Genomic DNA, 20,436 nt, shown 5'->3' on the forward strand with positions numbered 1-20,436 from the left:
ATATCAAGCAACGCTACAAAAATCAAAGATTTGAATCCATGGAAGATTTAAAAAAGTGGTTGCATGGAACGGTCAACAAAATGAGTGCCGAAACTATTAAATCAATTACAGCAAATCATCATAATATAGATGCCTTTATGGCGACATCATAAAGTTAAATTGGTATTACTCTAAAAGTTTCTCTCATAACATAAAAGAAGCTATAAATTATAAGTGAAGAAGCTAAACCCAATACAATTTCTAAAACCACTCGCTCAAGAGAAATATTCTTAAACCTTACAGAAGAATCATAAAAACGTCGGTTTAGTTTCATAAAAAAAGTATATACTAATATGCATTTGTTAGATATAAAATGTTACATTATTTTATTTCTTCAAATAATTATGAGATGTTGAAACGAGTTCAGGATGACAAACTTATCTAATTAATTCCTTAACCTCTCCAAAATCCAATCCACCATAGTTACCAGAGCTCATTAAAAGCAATGCTTTATTATCAAAGTTTTGTGAGAATAAAAAGGCTTTAAAATCGTCTGGATTGGTATAAATAATTAAATCGTCGCGTTGGAATGCATTGGCAATTTGTTCATGAGAAATGGCATCTAGTTTTTTAATTTCAACGGCATGTGGTGAATAGAAAACCACGGCAACATCGGCAGCATTTAAAGCTCCTTTATATTCTTTTAAAAACTCAACATTTAAGCTACTATAAGTGTGTAATTCTAAACAAGCAACTACGGTTCTGTTAGCATATTGCTCTTTTACGGCATTGGTAGTAGCTTTAACTTTACTTGGTGAGTGTGCAAAATCTTTAAAGGCTACACTATTATTACTTTCAGCTATTTTTTCAAGTCGTTTACTGGCACCTTTAAATGTTGAAATGGCTTCGTAAAAATCGTCCTCATCAATACCCATGTGTTGGCATATCCATTTAGCTCCTGCTAAATTATTAAGATTGTGTTTTCCAAAAACTTCGATGGGTAAATCGCCCTCTGAAGTTTCTAATAAAGTTTGTCCGTTTTCAACTGTATATTCTGGAGTTTTATATGGTAACTTTCTAATGGTGTTTTTCGATGCTTCAACAATACGCTTCACTTCAGTATCTTCTTCATTGTAATTAATGCTTCCGCCACTAACTATAGAATTAACAAATATGCTGAACTGTTCTAAGTAGTTTTCATAGGTAGGAAACACATTAATATGATCCCACGCAATACCACTTAACAAAGCAATATTGGGTTTGTATAAATGAAATTTTGGTCGTCTATCTATTGGCGAACTTAAATACTCATCGCCTTCTAAAACTATAAAATCGTTGTCTTCTGTAAGTTTTACCATGACATCGAAACCTTCTAACTGTGCACCAACCATATAATCAACATCTCTATCATGATAATGCATTACGTGCAATATCATGGATGTTATAGTTGTTTTTCCGTGGCTTCCGCCAATTACAACACGGGTTTTATGTTTAGACTGCTCGTATAAAAACTCTGGATAGCTATATATTTTTAAACCTAATTCTTGAGCTTTTAACAACTCTGGATTATTGGCTTTGGCATGCATGCCTAAAACAATGGCATCTAAATTAGGGGTGATTTTTTCTGTAAACCAACCAAAGGTGCTGGGTAGTAATCCTTTAGTTTTTAATCTTGATTTTGAAGGCTCGAAAATAACATCATCGCTTCCTGTTACGTTATAACCTTTATTGTGCAAAGCTATGGCTAAATTGTGCATTGCAGAACCGCCAATAGCTATAAAATGTACATTCATATTATTTTTTAATAAGTATTGTAAAAATAATATTTAAAATTCAGGAATTACGGCAAGACTATTAAAAAGTTTTGCCTTTGTACTAAAGAATTTATATTGTACTTCTATAGCCTTTAATTGCCCGTCAATTAGTTTAGACTCTCTAGAATTAACTAAAAATAATGAGCTTTCTCCAAGCGTAAATTTACGCTCTTCTGCCTCTAACATTTTAGAATAATCAGTTACCATTTGACTTACTAACTCATTTTGTGACACATAAGAATCAAGTTCTTGCCGCAAAGCATTTATTTTGTTTTGAAGATTAACTCTAGTGGCATCAATTTCGAACTCGGTATCTTGTGTTTTAATTTTTGCTAGTCTTAAATCGCCTCTTTCTTTTCTTAAAAAAAGAGGAAAAACAATGTTTAGACCACCTTTGTATTGTGCTGTATTAAATGATTTTGCTATATCTGGGTTTTCTGTTAAAAAGTTATATTCAACATCAACTTTAGGTAAAAGTTTATTGGTTTTTAGTCTTCTGTCTAATTCTAAACTTTGAAGTTTATAGTCTAATGAAATCATTTTTGGATGTGTAGCAACAGTCAACTCATCTTCTTCTAATTGGTTAATATTGAATGTAGCATCAATAATTGGATTTGAATTTACATCTGGAACTACATTAGATTGTAATTCTACTGGCACATTGTTTTCTAACCATAAAAATGTAGAAAGCTCAAAGGCTGCTTTCATGAATTTAACTTTAGATTGCTCTAAGCTTAATTTACGTTGATTAATAGCAATGCGTGCTTCTACAACATCAATTTTAGCTCTTTCGCCAACCTCGGCACCGCGTTCTATACCTCTAAACCTTAACTCTGCATTAACCAAGAAATTTTCAAATAATTTTAACTCATTGTAAGCTTGTAGCCATTTAAAATAACTCATTGAGGCGTCATAAAGGATGTTGTTTACAAAAATATCTCTATCTGCTTTTGCTTGTTCTCTAAATAATCTGGCTTGCTTTAACGAGGCCATACGGTCGTTTATTAATAAGCCTTGGACAACAGGTACTTTTACACCTGCAGAGAATAAACCATCTTGTGGAACAAAACTTTCAGGATTTAAAAAATTGCCAGTGTTTTCTTCAAATGAAGCTTTAAGCTCTATACCAAACCACGTTGGAATTTTAAACATGCCATTAAGCTTGTCAAAATATTCAGTCCCTTTGAATTTCTTTCGATCATAATCAACCTCAAATTTTGGGTCAAAGGCACCACGAGATTTCATTAATTTTGCTTGACTTTCATCAATAACTAATTGCGCTTGTTTTACAATAGGATGAAATTTTTTAACATAACCTAAATACTCATCAAAGCGTAAAACATCTGATGGATTTTCAGTTTGAGAAAATGCCAATAAGCTGAAACCTATAAGTAATATGGTAAGTTTTCGTTTCATTTAATGACCTTTTTTAGTTTTAGTTTTTTTTGTGTCTTCTGGTTGATAATAGTTTGGAGGGAAACTGTTTAGCTGTCGCCAAAGCTCGAACCAAATAGGGACATCATCTAGTAATGCCATTGTAAATGCTCCTGAACCTGCACGAACATCTTTTGGCCAAGGATGCTCATCTTTGTCTGGAGCTAAAAGCACTCTAAATTTTCCGTTTGGGCTTATAAAACGTTCAACAGCAACTACCTCTGCCCCATAAGTGCCGTAAGATACATTTGGCCATCCGCTAAAAACAATTGCAGGCCATCCATCAAATTGTACACGTACTTTTTCTCCTTTATGAATTAATGGTAAATCAATAGGCTCAACAAAAGTTTCTACAGCAAGATCGATTTCTGCTGGTACCAATCCAACTAACTCTTCGCCTTCTTTAAATGTTACGCCAACTCCTCCTTTTAAAGCTTTATTTATATAACCATCATAAGGTGCTGTAATAAAGAGAAGGCTATTTCTTATTTTATAATTTGAATACTGGTTCTCTAATTTTTGCACTTGGGCCTCAGAATCAAACTGACTTGATTGTGCCGAAAATTTATCACTTTCAGCTTTAGATATTTTATCAGAATATTCCGCTCTAATTCGAGACAACTCAATCTTAGCATTAATGACTTGATTTCTGCTAGCCAACAATTTTGTTTCTTGAGAAATGCGTTTAGCTTGAGTTTCTTGTAATTTTACTCTAGCATCTTCTACATTCTTTAGTGCTGCAAAGCCTTCTTTATAGAGTGTGTCGGCACGATTATATTTAGTCTGTGCAATTTTTAAATTTGTTATTGCTGCCTCTAGGTTAATACTATCTGCTTCAACCTTAAGTTTTGACTGCAATAGTTTGTTTTGTGCTTGTTTTAATTTTAGAATGCGCTCATTTTGTAAAGCACTAATTCTAACCCCAGTTGCTTTAACTTTTTGCTTATAAGATTTAACAGAAAAGGCTTTTGCATTCCGTTGTTGCGCAGTGCGCTCAACCAAATTAGGGTCGAAGTATTCACTTTTTACTTCAGAGATTTGCATTATAGTATCTCCTTTTCTTACTCTATCTCCTTCTTTTACAAACCACTTTTCAATACGACCAGGAATTTGTGATTGAATTGTTTGTGGTCTTTGGTCTGGTGTAAGCGTAGTTACATTACCACTACCTGTAATATTTTGTGTCCATGGTAGAAACAGAATAATAAAAACTATAACTGCAAAACCTGCTAAAAATCGGTTAAAATACTTGTAATAATTTTTGTTTAACACATGCTTGCTAGATTTAAATTGAGTTAAATCTACAGTCTTATTTAATGGGTTTTTAGATATATTAAGCATAACTATGTGTTTTAAATAATTTTACCATTACTTAGGTTTATAACATCTGTACATTCATTTGCCCAATCGTTATTAAAGCTAGCAACTATTAGTGCCCATGGGTTTTCTGGAGCAGTTAAATTTTTAATAATTCTTTTAGCTTCATCTGCCTCGAAATGCTCTAATGGCTCTTCTAGAATTAGTAATTTTGGGTTTTTAAGAATAGCTCTTGCCAAAATAATTTTCTTTGCTACTGTAAAGGATATTTGTTTGCCTTCAGGGTAGATAATAGTTTCTAAACCTTTATCGGTCTCTTTTAAAAATGACTTTAAGCCAACCATATCTATAACATTATTTATTTTATCATTACTTATTCCGTTGCTACTTAAAGTAAGATTTTCTCTAATGCTACCTTCAAAAGGTGATTCTTCAGCTAATGACAATCCTAAACAAGAACGATAACTATTAAGTTGTATATTCTGTAAAGAGTCATCATTAACAAATATTTTTCCCTTGGTTGGCTCTATAATACCAGATATAATTCTAAGTAAGCTAGATTTACCAGAACCACTAGGTCCTTTTACTAAAACTCTACTTTTACTATGTAATGATAAAGATATTTTGTCTAGAACTGGATCAATTCTGTTTGGCACCTCATAACTAACTTTTTTTAATTCTATGTTGAATTCTTCTGGCGAATCAATAATAATTCCATTTTGGTTTTCTATATTTTTATCTACAACTTGTCCCATTTTTTCCAGTGAGGTGAGCACGTCATAAAAAGACTCTAAACCTAAAATTAGTTTTTCAACTGAAGCAATAACTAAAAGAATGATAATTTCTGCAGCCACGAACTGACCAATGTTCATTTCTTGATTTAATACCAAAAGACCACCAATAATAAGTAATCCGGCTGTAACAACAACTTTAAAAGCTATCATTTGAATAAATTGTAGTATTAAAATACTAAAATGACTTTCTCTTGCTACCAAATAACCATCTACTAGTTTGTCGTTTTTTTCTAGTGCAAGCGATGTTTTGCCCGAAACCTTAAAGCTAGTTATAGCTCTGGCAACTTCTTGAATCCAGTGGGCAACCATGTATTTCTTCTTAGATTCTTTTAAACTGGTTTGCATGCCTTTTTGAATTGTAAACTTAAATACTATGTAAATGAGTCCAATTAAAATAAAACCAAAAGCTATAAAAAAAGGATGATAAAAAGACAGTAATATTAATGCAAATATAATTTGTAAAGCTGCTGCTGGTACATCTATTAATAATTTTGCAAGACCTTTTTGAACGGTTAATACATCAAAAAAACGGTTTGCTAATTCTGGCGGGTAATAGTTACGCAATTCGTTCATTTTAATTTTAGGAAAACGATACGTAAACTCAAAAGAAGCCCGCATAAAAATACGCTGTTGCACAGTTTCTATAATACGCAACTGCATTAACTGTAGTATGCCTACAAAAACAACGCCTAAGGTAACTAAGGTAACCAGTACAATCCAAGATGTGCTTACTTGTGCGCCTTGTATTAAATTTATAATTGCTTGTATGCCTAATGGCAGGGTTAGACTGATAAGTCCTGAAAATACTGCATAATAGATTACCTGTAACAAATCCTTTTTTTCTAATCTTAGTATGCCAACAAAACGTTGCCAAGGTGTTAGAAGTGGTTTATTTTGATTCATCTGTTGTTGTCTTTAAAACGTTTTGGGTTAGGTTAAGAAAAAATTCTGTTGGAGAAACATTTTCACCACAATCTGTGATAGTGCTAAAATGTTCTTTTAAAAAATGTTGATATAAAGCACCTTCAATAATTGTACTTGATAGGCTTAATGCGTAATTATAATTAGGATTAATATTTAAAATCATATCACGCAAACGGGTTATTAATCTTTTGTAAACAATAAAATACCCTTCTTTGTTTTCTGTATCTACTTCTTTAGTTAGATAAGATTTTGAGTACTCGTTAATAATTATTCTATTTAAAACCTCCTCATTTATATGTGAAAAATTGCTATCATTTTTAATACTTCTAGTTAATATTTCAATAGCTTTTTCTAATTTTAATTTAGGCTCAGAAATGTTATGTGTATTAAATACGAGTTCATACTCAATCCAAGCCCAATACCAAGATGCTAAATACAATAACAATTTATGTTTGCTCTCAAAATATCTATAAATAGAACTCTCGTTAGAACTTATTTTAATACCAAGTTTTTTAAATGTAAAATTGTCAAAACCAATATCATCTATTAATAATATGCTATACTCAATAATGCGTTTTCCCAACTCGGAGGATTCAGGGTCTTTAATAAATATTTTGTCTGGAACAGCTATTTTTAAATTTGAAAGTAAATTTATCATAGTTAAATATTTTGATTGCAAATATAATAGTAATACTATTAATATTACGCATTTAACAAATATTTATATTATTAATAGTTTTAATATAATACATAAATAAAAGTTTATGAATTTAAACTCAGAGTATAGAAATATTAACTTTTTCCTCTTGGAATACTTTAATTTTTGGTAAGTTAGTAATGGCTTTGTCTATCCATTTTAAAGCCTCTTCTTTATTGTTTTTGTGCTTATAAATTTGGGCTAATCTATAATACGCCCAAGCCAATGGCACACCATCTTTGGCAGAATGATTTGCTATGTAGGTTTGTAAACATTGTTTGCCCTTTTCTAATTGTGTATTATATTCGGCGGCCACTTTACCTATTTGATAATGCAGGGCATTGCGCTGGTGTATTTTTTGTGCAGCTTCTATATTTTGAATCGCTTTTTGAGGTTGTTTTTGATTTTCGTAAAGATTAGTTAGTTTATTAAAACAGTTTAAAGATCCGCCTAAATCAATAGCCATTTTATAATATTTTTCAGCTAATTCGGGTTTGTTGTCATATTCATGAATATAACCTTTAGCTAAATAACCATCAACTTGTGAGAGTGCTTCTAACTCGTTTGCAAATTTTAAAGATGTGTTTTTGCTGCCTCCAATAATTCCTGGTAATTGCATATACAGTTCAACTAAAGCCCATCGTGTTTCAATGTGATTTTTATCTAATTCTGCTGCTTTTAAAAAAGCTTTTTTTACATCGCCAATAATACCTAATGCTTTTAATTTATTTACAGAAAGCGCTTTCATGCCTAAAGCTCCTCCATATTTATAGTGGTAGTTTGCTTTATTTTGTTGTGCTTTTACTAATTTTTTATATTGGACTACGGCATCATCCCATTTTTTTTGATATGAAAGAGCGTCACCGAGAAACTCTAATGCTCTTAAGTTATTAGGATGATTTTTTAGAAAATCAATTACAGTTTTTTCAGCTTTTATAAATTGCTTCTTTTTAAGAAGAGAATCAATAGTATTCAAATCAGATTGACCAAATACAAATATTGGAAAAAGTAGTAGGAGCAAAAATTTATTCATAGCATTTAGGTCTAAAAAGCAAAGTTAAACTTTCCTTTTAACTTTAAAAATGGTTAACTTCACTCAACCATCAAGAGCAATTCCTAATTTATTGTTTTTTGGAATAACTTTTGAAAGTACATTGGAGACAAATTTAAATTTATGAAGCACACATTTTTTATATTAATGATTATACTTTTTTCAAATTTAACAATAGCTCAAAATCCAGATTATAAAACGTTATGGGAGAAAGTTGAAAAATTGGAAGTTGAAGGTTTGCCAAAATCGGCATTAAAAATTGTTGAAGACATTTCAGCCAAAGCTAAAAAAGACAATAATCGTCCCCAGTTTATAAAAACGATGCTTTTTAAAAGCAAGTTTGCTTTGGTTTTAGAAGAAGATGCACAACTAAACATAATTAATAATTTTAAAAGTGAAATTGAAAAGAGCTCATTTCCAACAAAAAACATACTAGAAAATATACTAGCTAATTTGTATTGGCAATACTTCAATCAAAACAGATGGCAATTTTATAATAGAACCAAAACCGAATCTAAAGTTGATACTGTTGATTTTAGAACTTGGGATTTACAGACCCTTTTTAACGAAATCCATGTGCATTATCAAAAGTCTTTAAAGAACGGATTAATGCTTCAATTAGAATCATTAACTAATTACAACGCGCTTTTAAACGAGCAAAAAGACTCTAAAATTTACAGACCAACGTTGTTCGATTTTTTAAGTCATAATGCTTTAGAATTTTATAAAACCGACGAGACACATATTACAAAACCTGCGTATAAATTTGAAATTGATAATTTTGAATTATTAGGTGATGCAAAAATATTTTCAAGCTTAAAATTAGCATCAAAAGATTCAATCTCATTACAACTAAACGCATTAAAAATTTATCAAGATTTAATTCGTTTTCATTTGAATAATAAATCACCTTTAGCATTAACTGATGTTAACATAAATCGCTTAAAATTTGTAAATCAGCATGCTACTTTTAATGATAAACAAAGTATTTTATTAAATGCCTTAAAAACAGAAAGAGAGCAGTTAAAAACTCACGAAATTTCTGGGTTGTATGATTATGAGATAGCCTCTGTTTACTATCAACAAAGTTCAGACTATATACCAAAAAGTAAAGAAGAAAACCGCTGGAAATTAAAAGAAGCTATTGCTATTTGCGATGATGTTATTGCTAAATTCCCAAAAAGTAAGGGTGCTGAAAAATGTAAAATTTTAAAGCAACAAATAGAACAACAATCATTACAAATAACAACAGAAAATTTTCTACCAATTCTTGAGAACGCACGTTTGTTAGTGCGTTATAAAAACTTAAATAATCTTAAATTTAAGGTTTTTAAAATCTCAAGAAATCAATTAGAAAAATTTAATGAAACGTATAGAAAAGAAGAGCAACTAGCATTTATAAAAAAGCTTAAACCTGTAACTCAATGGAATAATACCTTGCGTCATGAAAACGATTATCAAACACATACTACCGAGATTTTATTACCAAAATTTAATAATGGTAATTACCTAATTTATGCGTCACCAGAAAATAATGAGGATACCTTTGCTTTTAACACCATTCAAGTTACCAATTTAGCATTAGTTGAAAGTGATAATACAGACTATAAAACCTTTCAAATTATTAATAGGAACAACGGTAATCCAATTGTTAATGTCAAAGTAGAATCAAGTTATTTTAAGAATAATAATCGTAATAGACAAACTGAGGCCTATACCACAGACTCCAACGGGTTTATTAAAATCAAAAAGTCGAAGAAAGTTTACAGAAATATAAATTTAAAAGTAAAACATGGTAATGATGTCGCTTATTTTGGAGATTATTATGTTAATAGGTTTTACAAACGAGGTCAAGAAAAAGTAACCTATAAATCTTTTTTATTTACCGATAGAAGCATTTACAGACCAGGACAAACTGTTTATTTTAAAGGTATTGCAATAAAAAATAACCCTAATAATAGCAGTGTAAGCAGATTTGAAGTTTTAGAAAACGAAGAGGTCTATGCAATTCTGTATAATGTAAACGGAGAAGAGTTAAAAGTATTAAACTTACAAGCAAATGAATTTGGTTCGGTTTCAGGTAAATTCATATTGCCTAATTCTGGTTTAAACGGTCAATATTATATTGAATTGGGTTTAAGGTCTCGTAATAATATGAGAAGTCATACGTATTTCTCCGTTGAAGAATACAAGCGCCCAAAATTCGAAACCAAATTTAATCCAATAACCAAAACCTATAAAATTAACGATTCGGTAACTATAAAGGGAAATGCTTTAGCTTACGCAGGGAGCAATATTACCGATGCCAAAGTGGTTTATCGAGTGCATAGAAAAGTACAATATCCGCACTGGTATTTTTGGTATCGCCCGTGGTTTAATAGCGAACCACAAGAAATTACACATGGTGAAAGTATAACTAACGATAAAGGTGAATTTGAAATTACATTTAAAGCATTACCAGACCAGAGCGTTGATAAAAGTAGCTTGCCTATTTTTAAATACGAAGTCACTGCCGATGTTATCGATTTAAATGGCGAAACACGAAGCGCAACTACGGTAGTAAATGTTGGTTACCATGCTTTAACAGCAAATATGTCTATTGCTAATCTTCTAGATAAAACTAAAAAAACGCATGCTATTGAAATTGACACCAAAAACTTAAATGGTGAGTTTGTCCCAGCAAAAGGCGTTGTAAAAATGTACAAGCTAATATCGCCACAATCTCCTTTGAGAGAGCGACCTTGGGCAGCCCCAGACTATCAAGATATTGCCGAATACGATTTTAAAAAATTATTTCCACACGATGCCTATAATAATGAGCAGAACCCTAATAATTGGGAGAAAGGTAAGCTTGTTTTTGTATCGTCTTTTAATACTGAAAACAACACAAAACTCAATTTAGGCAAAACTAAAAAATGGCAATCTGGAAAATATCTTATCACTTTAGAAACCAAAGATAAATTTGGACAAATTGTAAAAGATGAAATAAGAACAACGCTTTATAGTGATAAAGATGAAACACTTGCAGACCACCAACTGTTTAGCATTACAAGTGATAAATCTGAATATAATGCTGGAGATACAGCGCTAATAACTTTAGCCTCAGCAGCAAACAACTTAAATGTTACAGTGACTATAAAAAAGCGTAACCAGGATTTAAAAACGCAAATTATTCAATTAAATAACAACAAAAAAACTATTAGTATTCCTATAACTGATGGAGATATTGGTGGCTTTTCAGTTAATTATAGTTTTGCGGCTTTTAATAGTTTTAAATCGGGTGGTTTAAATATAGCGGTGCCATATCCTAAAACCGATTTAGAGATTGAAACCCTAACCTTTAGAGATAAATTACAACCTGGAACTGATGAAACTTGGAGCTTTAAAATTAAAGGACCAAAAGGCGATAAAGTGAGTGCTGAGTTATTAGCGAGTATGTACGATGCGAGTTTAGACCAATTTAAACCACATACTTGGAATTTTAACCCGATTAATAAGCCATTGTATAATTCGTATTATAATAGTAATGCAAGACAGAGTTTTGGTACGCGAAATTTTAGAGTTTACAATGACAGATTTCGTGCATATTACCCAGATCAAAATTATGACCAATGGAATTGGTTTGGGTTTAGTTTTAACAATAAGCGTTGGGTTTATAATAGCTATTTAAATAGATTGAAAAGTAAATATGAAGATAGAAATACAAGTAGCTATGATAAATCTATTAAAACAGGTTTAGTATCTGGGACGATTTATGACACAAATAGCAACTCCTTACCAGGTGTTAACATCATTATAAAAGGGAGTACTAGTGGTACTCAAACAGATTTTGATGGTAAATTTTTAATTAAGGCTGATAAAAATGACATTTTGGTATTTAGCTATGTTGGATTTGTCACTCAAGAAATTGAAGTTATAAAGAATAATCTTTTTTCTATCTACCTATCTGAGGATAGTGCTAGCTTAGATGAAGTTGTTGGTTATGGTACTCAAAAAAGAAAGGCAATAACAGCATCAGCTTTATCTGTTAGCTCAGATCAACTAAATGGAATAGTAGAATTAGAAGAAGTCGAAGATGCTATTTCCCTCTCTGAAATGAAGATTCGTGGTTCAACTACATTAAATGATAGCAACAAGCCATTATATATTGTAGATGGAGCTATTATAGATGGAGAATTTCAATTAGACGATAACGTATTATCCATAAAAATTCTTAAAGACGCATCGGCTACAGCTATTTATGGTGTTAAAGGAGCTAATGGTGTTATTTTAATTACAACTAAAAAAGGGTTAACTGCACTATCACAAATTAAAGTTAGAAAAAACCTTCAAGAAACAGCCTTTTTCTTTCCGCAGTTAAAAACAGATGAAGACGGTAATGTAAGTTTCAGTTTTACAACACCAGAAGCTTTAACCCAATGGAAATTACAATTGTTATCACACACTAAAACTTTAGAAAGTGCAACGAAAACCTTAACAACGGTTACGCAAAAAGAATTGATGGTAATACCAAATGCACCTCGTTTTTTACGCGAAGGCGATAACATAACCATTAGCACTAAAATTGTAAACTTAACCGATAAGCAACTTTCGGGGCAAGCCGCTTTAATATTAACAGATGCCATTTCTAGAAAAGATATTACCGCAAACTTAATCAGTTCTTCCCCTTCGGGGAAGTTAGATGGGGCTTTTATAGTAGGCGCCAAAGACAACACCCAAGTATCATGGAATTTATCCATTCCAGATAATGTACAAGCAGTTCAATATAAAGTGATTGCTAAATCTGGAGATTTTAGTGATGGCGAACAAAATGCGTTACCAGTTTTAAGTAACCGCATGTTAGTTACCGAAACATTACCGATGTGGATTAGAAGCAATCAGACTAAAACATTCACACTTGAAAAACTAAAAATGGTGCCTGAAGCTCTCGAAGGCACAACTTTAAAACACCATAAATTAACTTTAGAAATGACTTCTAATCCAGCGTGGTATGCGGTACAAGCTTTACCATATTTAATGGAATATCCTTATGAGTGTAATGAACAAACCTTTTCGCGTTATTACGCCAATGCTTTGGCAAGTCATATCGCCAATTCTAACCCTAGAATTCAGGAGGTTTTTAATCAATGGAGAAACTCAGATGCATTACTTTCTAACTTGGAAAAGAACGAAGAATTAAAGTCTATTTTAATTCAAGAAACACCTTGGTTACGTGATGCACAAAGCGAATCGGAGCAGAAAAAACGAATTGCTTTATTATTCGATTTAAATAAAATGAATAACGAATTGCAATCTGCAAAACGTAAACTGGAACAAAATCAAATGAATTCTGGCGCATGGTCTTGGTTTAAAGGTGGTCGTGAAAATCGATATATCACGCAACATATAATTACTGGTTTTGGTCATCTAAAAAAACTATCAGTCACGTCAGGCTCTGACGAAGAATCTCAAATGATTCAAAAAGCCATTAAGTATTTAGATGCTCAATTTGTAAAAGAATACAACGACATTAGAAAATACGATTCAAAAGTCGATTTAAAGAAAGATCATTTAAGCTACACACAATTGCATTATTTGTATATGCGAAGCTTTTATCCGGAGGTAAAAAAATCTGATAAAGTTGAAGAAATTACTAAATATTATCATACGCAGATTCAAAAATACTGGTTAAAACGTTCATTATACGCCAAGGGATTAATGGCATTGATTGTTGATAGAATGGGAGATAGAAAGACTTCAACTAAAATTTTAAAGTCGTTAAAAGAAAATAGCATAACCTCTGAAGAATTGGGTATGTATTGGAAAGCTAATACGAATTCTTGGTATTGGTATCAAGTACCTATTGAAACACAAGCCTTATTAATTGAAGCTTTTTCAGAAATTGAAAATAACACCGAAACCATCGATAATCTTAAAATTTGGTTACTTAAAAACAAACAAACAAACCGCTGGAAAACTACCAAGGCAACTACCGATGCTGTTTATGCTTTATTACTACAAGGTAGTGATTGGTTGAGTGTAACCGGTATGGTTGATGTGGTTTTAGGTGGACAAAAAATAGAACCTTCAAAGCTAGAAGATGTAAAAGTTGAAGCGGGGACAGGCTACTTTAAAACCTCATGGAATACATCTGAAATTAAACCAGAAATGGCTGATGTGCAAATTACCAAAAAAGGAAATGGCATTGCTTGGGGAAGTTTATATTGGCAATATTTTGAAGATTTAGATAAAATCACATCTGCAGAAACACCTTTAAAACTGAAGAAAAAACTATTCTTAAAAACCAATACAGATACTGGTGAAGAAATTTCAGAAATCACAAAAAGTACAAAAGTAAAAGTGGGTGATTTAGTTCGTGTTCGTATAGAATTACGTAGTGATAGAGCTATGGAATTTGTACACATGAAAGATATGCGAGCAGCAGGTTTAGAGCCTGTAAATGTTATTTCTAAATATAAATGGCAAGATGGGTTGGGTTATTACGAAAGTACAAAAGATGCGAGTACAAACTTCTTTTTTGATTATTTACCAAAAGGCGTTTACATTTTTGAATACGATTTAAGAGTGAATAATGCAGGCAATATGAGTAATGGTATTACCACCATACAAAGTATGTATGCCCCAGAATTTAGTAGCCACAGTAAAGGTACTAGAATTAATATTGAATAAAAAAACATAAAAAGAGGCTTTTAAGTCTCTTTTTTATCTATTATATGGATATTCGTTTATCCAATTAAAACCTCTGTTTGTTAAAAGGAAACTATCTTTAGTTAATATTCTTCCACGGGCTTTTATAGAATCATTTTTAAATACCGTTTCAAAGCTAAACTTATTATCTTCTTTTTTATAATTAATAATAAAAGTATCAGTTGAATCTTGATAGCTTGTTAATTTTATTTCACTTTTTAAAGTGTCAATTTCAGATTTAAAATAAAGCTTAGAGTTATCTATTTTATGTATTTGAGCACGCCCTTTTCTTTCTGAAATCAAGTAACGCCACCTATCATAATTATTTACATCGGTAGAAATTGTATCTCCATTTTTTTCAAAATGAGTAATTTTTAACATACCATATAATTCTGGTTTTGGTGCTTTTTCGCCGTAAAGTTTTTGAGATTTTGACAAATTAATAAATCCAAAAATTACAACATAAGCTAAAAGTAAACCTTTTAAAATTTTTGATATAATGGGTAAAGCATTATCACCCAATACAGGTTGCTTTATTATTGACAAACTTGTTGCTTTTCCTGTAAAAAAGAATGCAAAAAGTGTTTTTATGTCTCTTGCCAATAAAAACAAGGTCATTAAAACTAAATGCGTTGAAAGTATCTTAACAGGAACATCGTAAAAATAATTAATCGCCATAACGTTTGAAGCTGTCATTAAAGTAATAATGGCTCCAGCTGTCATGGTTCTTCTAAAAAGTAACAATACTGCACAAACTTCGGCAATTCCCATAAATAAATTATACCCTTTTGAGAAGCCTAAAAAGGTCCATGCTAATCCCATTGGCGAGGAGTCTCCGTAAGGTTCAATTAATCTATAAAACGCAGGATAAGGAAATTGTAGTTTAATAATTTTTACTAAACCGTAGTTAATAAGCATTAAGCCAACATAAAACCTAATGGCAACGGTAATCCAATAATAAAGTTTCTTGTAATTTTCTCGATTACGATCTAAAACCGACCATACGACTGCGCCAAAAATAGCAATAACAAAAATAATAAGAATCGAAACATAATCATAAGTAGTGTCTCCACTTCCATTAGTGAATGTTGTGATTTTTTCGGAAAGATTAAGAATATTTTCTCCAACCCAAGGAATAAATTTTTGCATTAATTGGGTTGGGTATTTCATAATCACGCCCCAAAGCGGATAAGCACCATTATTCTTAAAAATTATAAATAATAGGAAATAACTAAAACTAAACCTAAAACATATTTTTTCTAATTGAGACCACTTTGTTTCTACAGATGAATTAGCCATAAGAAGTAATTTTGATTGATTATTTTTTTAAAAAACTATATTTCAACTTACACTATAAATTAATTAACAGTTCTTTAACGAGGTTGATAATTTTTGGTTAAAATAGCACTTTTAGTATTAATTGCTATCTTTGTTTTTATCTTAAAAGATTACTTTTGATAAAGTTAATACCCCCAAATATTGCTTTACTTACAATGTTATTTGTCTATACCATAGTAAATTCGTGTGCTTCAAAACAAAAGAGTATTCAAGATGCTACTGCTGAAGAATCAAACCCTAGACTCCTTTTTTTAAATTATAAAATGTCTGAAGACGATAATGGAAATAAAACCATTAAGTTTATTAATAAGATAATAACAGAAGGAAAATTAAAACAGAATAGTTATACTAATGAAAGTGTTTATGGCGATTTAATATGCAATCAACTTGATAAAAAATCGAATGTATTACAAAGTATTACCATAAAAAATCCGCTTGTAAAAAACTTTGAATTTGTTAATGATTTAAAACAGTTTGAAAGAAAAAATGTTGAATTAAAAACAGCCGAATTTTCATTAAAACTAAAGTTAGAGCCTTACACTAAATACATTACTATTAATGAAATTACCAAGAATAAAACTGAAACTAAACCTCTTGTAAAAACTATAATTAATCAGCTATGAAGCATTGTTTTATGCACATAATATGCTTATTAAATATAATGTTTTTTAACGCTCAAACATTTGATTTAGAAGTTATTAAGCAATCTGGTGATGATGATAAGCGAATAAACTTAGTCATTTTAAGCGATGGTTATCAAGCATCAGAGTTTTCAAAACTTATAACCGATGCTGCAAGTTTTTCGACAGAAATGTTTACACAATCTCCGTTTAAAGAATATACCAACTATTTTAATGTGTATATTATAAAAGTCCCGTCCAACGAAAGTGGTACAGATCATCCTGCTACGGCAACCGATGTTACAGAACCTGTTTTTCCTGCCGCAACTAAAGACACTTATTTTAATACCTCTTTCGATACTTCTGGTTTTCATAGGTTGTTGTATACTTACAGCTCTTCTTTAGTTTATAATGTATTGGCTAATAATTTTCCAGAATACGACCAACCTATTATTTTAGTTAATTCATCTGAATATGGTGGTGCTGGTGGACCATATGCTGTTTCATCAACTGGAGCAAGCGCTAATGAAATTGTTATTCACGAGTTGGGGCACTCGCTTTTTAATTTGAGAGACGAGTACTATCCAGGAGATGGTCGTCTCTTTGAAGCTATAAATGCCACTCAAGAAACGAATCCAACATTAGTAAAATGGAAAAACTGGATGGGAATTGATGCCATTGATATTTATCCATACGGAACTTCTGGTGAAGCTGCTACTTGGAATAGACCTCATCAAAGTTGTAAAATGCGTTATTTAGGTGTAGACTTTTGTGCAGTTTGTACTGAAGGGATAGTTGAAAAAATCCATAGTTTAGTACCTCCAATCGATTCGTATTTACCAATATCTAATGCGGTAACTGCAACTGTTTATCCAATTGATTTTCAATTAAATTTAATAAAACCGATTCCCAATACTTTAAAAAGTACATGGACATTAAATGCTTCAAATTTTGCAAATGACGTCGATGATATTTCAATTATTGACACTGATTTGAATATAGGAACTAATAATTTAGATGTTGTTGTACATGATGACTCGCCTTTTTTAAAAGTTGATAACCATAATTCGGTTCACGTTTACACGGTTTCTTGGACGATAACAAAATCTGCTTTAGGAATTGATGAAATTATTAGTGAAGAAAATGACTTTAATATTAGCCTATTTCCAAACCCTTCAAATAATATTTTAAGCATAAAAGTTGAAAGTGAAAATGCTGTAAACTTAAAAGTAGACATTTTAAGTTTAGATGGAAAACAGGTAAAATCAACTAAAATTTCTAACTACGAAAGCAATGAAATTCATATTAGTCGATTGAGTAATGGTGTATATTTAGCCAATATTTACTCTAATAATATGCTTTTAACAAGTAAGCGTTTTGTGAAGAATTAATACTTTTGTTTTGGTGGATAGCTAACTAATATTTTATCTAAAATAGCATTAAAAAGTGCTTCTCTTTTTTCGGGCGTTGCATTTGGGTTGTATGTAGCTTCACTAACAGCTTGCCAAAAAAGACCTTTACCATTTTCGTCAACAAAATCTATAGTTATTTGTCTATTCACTCCAGATTGACCTAAGGGTATTCCTATTGAAACACCACCACCGGCGTTTCGACCACCACCACCAACACCCACTCCAACAGTATTTCGTTGTGCCGTTTGAAATTCACTGCTTTTAATGTCAATAAAAAAATCTGGTTCTTTAGCTAAACTAAAACCTCGAGCTTGCATTTTATAATCTAAGGCATCTAGAAAACGTTTGGTGTCTAAATCACTCAAACCTGTTTTCATATTGGCATAGTAATTATAGGTTTTGTACTTTGTAAAATCTGTGCTTTTATCAAAATCGTAATTAACACGAATTGGTACACAAGAAACGATAACTAATGTTAAGATGGTAATTTTAAGATATTTCATAGCGATAATTTTCCTTAAAATTAATCAAAAATTATTCCACATAGTTTAACTAAATAGAGTTTAACAAAAACAATGTGCTTAACTATCTTCTTTTTTATCGACAGATTTTGTTAAAGCAGAAGATATAATACCTGTTGGAATGGCTACAATACCTAAACCAATCATAAGGATAAAAAAAGTAAACACTTTGCCGCCTACTGTTATTGGGTAAACATCGCCATAACCAACAGTTGTAAGCGTAATTATTGCCCACCATAAACTATCAAAAATTGAAGAAAAATGTTCGGGTTGTGCTTGGTTTTCAAAATAATAAATTCCTACAGCAGAAAAATATATTAAGATAAGAGTGATAAATATGAATAATAGAATTTCTTCTTTTGCCGATTTTATAGCACTTGTAAAATGATTCATCGCTTTGTTATAGCGCACTAATTTTAAAATTCTGAATAAGCGTAAAAAGCGTAACGCTCTTAACGAACGTAAATCAACTCCAAAGGACAAGTAAAATGGTAGTATTGCAAGAAAATCTATAATACCAAAAAAGCTAAAAACAAACTTAGGTTTGCTGTCGGCAACGTAAATTCTTAGCATATACTCTAAAGTAAAAACAATAACACTAAACCATTCAATAAACTGAAGAATAACCTTTGTTTGTGGTTTTAAATTGGGAATAGTTTCAATAGAAAATGTTATGACAGATAAAAGAATTAGAGCTTGAATAAAAAAAGCAAAATACCTGCTTAATTTGTTATCGTTAATTTCTACTATATTTTTAATGTGTTTTTTCATACTGAAAACTATATCTCATTATAAATGATTAAGTAGTGAAATTAAAAAAATTGCAGCTTCTTTAAAAACTAATCATTTAACATTTTCCAAAGCAAGTCTTTAAGTTCTGTAATGCCTTGTTGTGCTACTGATGATATAAATAGATAGGGGATAGGTAATTCGCTATCTAACTCTGTTTTAAGTTCAGCTTTTAATTCAGCATCAAGCATATCGCTTTTAGATATAGCTATAATACGTTCTTTATCTAGCATTTCTGGGTTGTATCTGCGTAACTCATCTAAAAGAATGTCGTATTGTTTTTTAATATCATCAGCATCAGCAGGAAGTAAAAATAATAAAATCGAGTTACGTTCTATATGGCGCAAAAAGTAGTGCCCAAGTCCCTTTCCTTCGGCAGCGCCTTCAATAATTCCAGGAATATCTGCCATTACGAAAGTTTGAAAATCGCGATACTCCACAATGCCCAAGTTGGGTTTTAAAGTCGTAAACTCGTAATCAGCAATTTTAGGTTTTGCTGAGGTAACAACCGATAATAACGTTGATTTTCCTGCATTTGGAAACCCAACCAAACCAACATCAGCTAAAATTTTTAACTCTAAAGTGATGTGTTTTTCTTCTAACGGAAGACCTGGTTGTGCATAACGTGGTGTTTGATTTGTAGAAGATTTAAAATGCCAGTTTCCTAATCCGCCTTTTCCACCTTCAACAATTATTTTTTCTTCACCTTGTTCGGTTATTTCAAAAATAATGTCGTTGGTTTCGGTATCTCTTACTACAGTTCCTAAAGGAACATCAACATAAACATCTTCACCATCGGCACCAGAACTGCGACTTTTGCTACCATGTTCACCATGACCTGCTCTTATATGTCTTTTAAATTTTAAATGAAGTAGTGTCCAAAGATTAGAATTACCACGGAGTATAACATGACCACCGCGACCACCATCTCCCCCATCTGGACCACCTTTTGTGATGTATTTCTCACGATGTAAATGTGCAGAGCCTTTGCCTCCGTTACCAGAAGACACATACATTTTTACGTAGTCTACAAAATTTCCTTCAGTCATTTAATGTTTA

Annotated in this window: 14 protein-coding genes; 3 read left to right on the plus strand and 11 right to left on the minus strand. The window is 31.4% G+C overall.

Translation table 11 applies throughout. The features are described 5' to 3' along the window. Nucleotides 1–154: 154 nt before the first annotated feature. The 7 genes from L3X37_RS11710 to L3X37_RS11740 all read right to left on the minus strand — a co-directional run bounded on the left by L3X37_RS11710 (nt 155) and on the right by L3X37_RS11740 (nt 7,992). Nucleotides 155–313 carry a hypothetical protein gene (locus L3X37_RS11710; RefSeq protein WP_237240362.1) on the minus strand — a complete coding sequence of 53 codons (159 nt, stop codon included), beginning with the start codon at nt 311–313 and terminating at the stop codon, nt 155–157. 103 nt (nt 314–416) lie between these two features. Next, on the minus strand, nt 417–1,772 hold the full coding sequence (locus L3X37_RS11715) for a UDP-N-acetylmuramate--L-alanine ligase (protein ID WP_237240363.1): 1,356 nt from the start codon (nt 1,770–1,772) through the stop codon (nt 417–419). A 33-nt stretch (nt 1,773–1,805) separates the two neighbouring features. Beyond that, nucleotides 1,806–3,209 (minus strand): TolC family protein, encoded by a 1,404-nt coding sequence (locus tag L3X37_RS11720; protein WP_237240364.1) that lies wholly within the window; start codon nt 3,207–3,209, stop codon nt 1,806–1,808. Beyond that, complete coding sequence (locus L3X37_RS11725; protein WP_237240365.1) at nt 3,210–4,568, minus strand: HlyD family secretion protein; 1,359 nt, start codon at nt 4,566–4,568, stop codon at nt 3,210–3,212. 11 nt (nt 4,569–4,579) lie between these two features. Then, nucleotides 4,580–6,241: a peptidase domain-containing ABC transporter gene (locus L3X37_RS11730; RefSeq protein ID WP_237240366.1), complete on the minus strand. Its 1,662-nt coding sequence runs from the start codon at nt 6,239–6,241 to the stop codon at nt 4,580–4,582. Beyond that, the gene (locus L3X37_RS11735) at nt 6,228–6,920 is read right to left on the minus strand and encodes a TetR/AcrR family transcriptional regulator (RefSeq protein WP_237240367.1); all 693 of its coding nucleotides are present in this window, start codon (nt 6,918–6,920) and stop codon (nt 6,228–6,230) included. Before L3X37_RS11735 ends, L3X37_RS11730 begins: the two co-directional genes overlap by 14 nt. A gap of 118 nt (nt 6,921–7,038) precedes the next feature. Further along, complete coding sequence (locus L3X37_RS11740) at nt 7,039–7,992, minus strand: tetratricopeptide repeat protein (protein ID WP_237240368.1); 954 nt, start codon at nt 7,990–7,992, stop codon at nt 7,039–7,041. A gap of 141 nt (nt 7,993–8,133) precedes the next feature. Here L3X37_RS11740 and L3X37_RS11745 point away from each other — a divergent pair, with 141 nt between their 5' ends. Next, nucleotides 8,134–14,679: an alpha-2-macroglobulin family protein gene (locus L3X37_RS11745; protein ID WP_237240369.1), complete on the plus strand. Its 6,546-nt coding sequence runs from the start codon at nt 8,134–8,136 to the stop codon at nt 14,677–14,679. 33 nt (nt 14,680–14,712) lie between these two features. On the opposite strand, the gene L3X37_RS11750 is transcribed toward L3X37_RS11745, so the two are convergent. Continuing rightward, nucleotides 14,713–15,996 carry a hypothetical protein gene (locus tag L3X37_RS11750; RefSeq protein WP_237240370.1) on the minus strand — a complete coding sequence of 428 codons (1,284 nt, stop codon included), beginning with the start codon at nt 15,994–15,996 and terminating at the stop codon, nt 14,713–14,715. 155 nt (nt 15,997–16,151) lie between these two features. Between L3X37_RS11750 and L3X37_RS11755 the strand changes: the two genes are divergently transcribed. Together L3X37_RS11755 and L3X37_RS11760 are read left to right on the plus strand one after the other, a co-directional pair. Continuing rightward, nucleotides 16,152–16,658: a hypothetical protein gene (locus L3X37_RS11755; protein WP_237240371.1), complete on the plus strand. Its 507-nt coding sequence runs from the start codon at nt 16,152–16,154 to the stop codon at nt 16,656–16,658. A 38-nt stretch (nt 16,659–16,696) separates the two neighbouring features. Continuing rightward, nucleotides 16,697–18,046, plus strand: coding sequence for a T9SS type A sorting domain-containing protein (locus L3X37_RS11760; protein WP_237240372.1), 1,350 nt, complete (start codon nt 16,697–16,699; stop codon nt 18,044–18,046). Here L3X37_RS11760 and L3X37_RS11765 read toward each other — a convergent pair. From L3X37_RS11765 to obgE, 3 genes are all read right to left on the minus strand, one after another. Beyond that, the gene (locus L3X37_RS11765; RefSeq protein WP_237240373.1) at nt 18,043–18,570 is read right to left on the minus strand and encodes a DUF4136 domain-containing protein; all 528 of its coding nucleotides are present in this window, start codon (nt 18,568–18,570) and stop codon (nt 18,043–18,045) included. The genes L3X37_RS11760 and L3X37_RS11765 overlap by 4 nt on opposite strands. Before the next feature lie 78 nt (nt 18,571–18,648). Beyond that, a complete protein-coding gene (locus L3X37_RS11770) occupies nt 18,649–19,359 on the minus strand; it encodes an ion transporter (RefSeq protein WP_237240374.1) in 711 nt (236 codons plus the stop codon). Nucleotides 19,360–19,427: 68 nt separating this feature from the next. After that, nucleotides 19,428–20,426 (minus strand): GTPase ObgE, encoded by a 999-nt coding sequence (gene obgE, locus L3X37_RS11775; protein ID WP_237240375.1) that lies wholly within the window; start codon nt 20,424–20,426, stop codon nt 19,428–19,430. Between the last annotated feature and the right edge of the window lie 10 nt (nt 20,427–20,436).

This window comes from Wocania arenilitoris (assembly GCF_021728535.1).
GTDB classification, from domain to species: domain Bacteria; phylum Bacteroidota; class Bacteroidia; order Flavobacteriales; family Flavobacteriaceae; genus Wocania_A; species Wocania_A arenilitoris.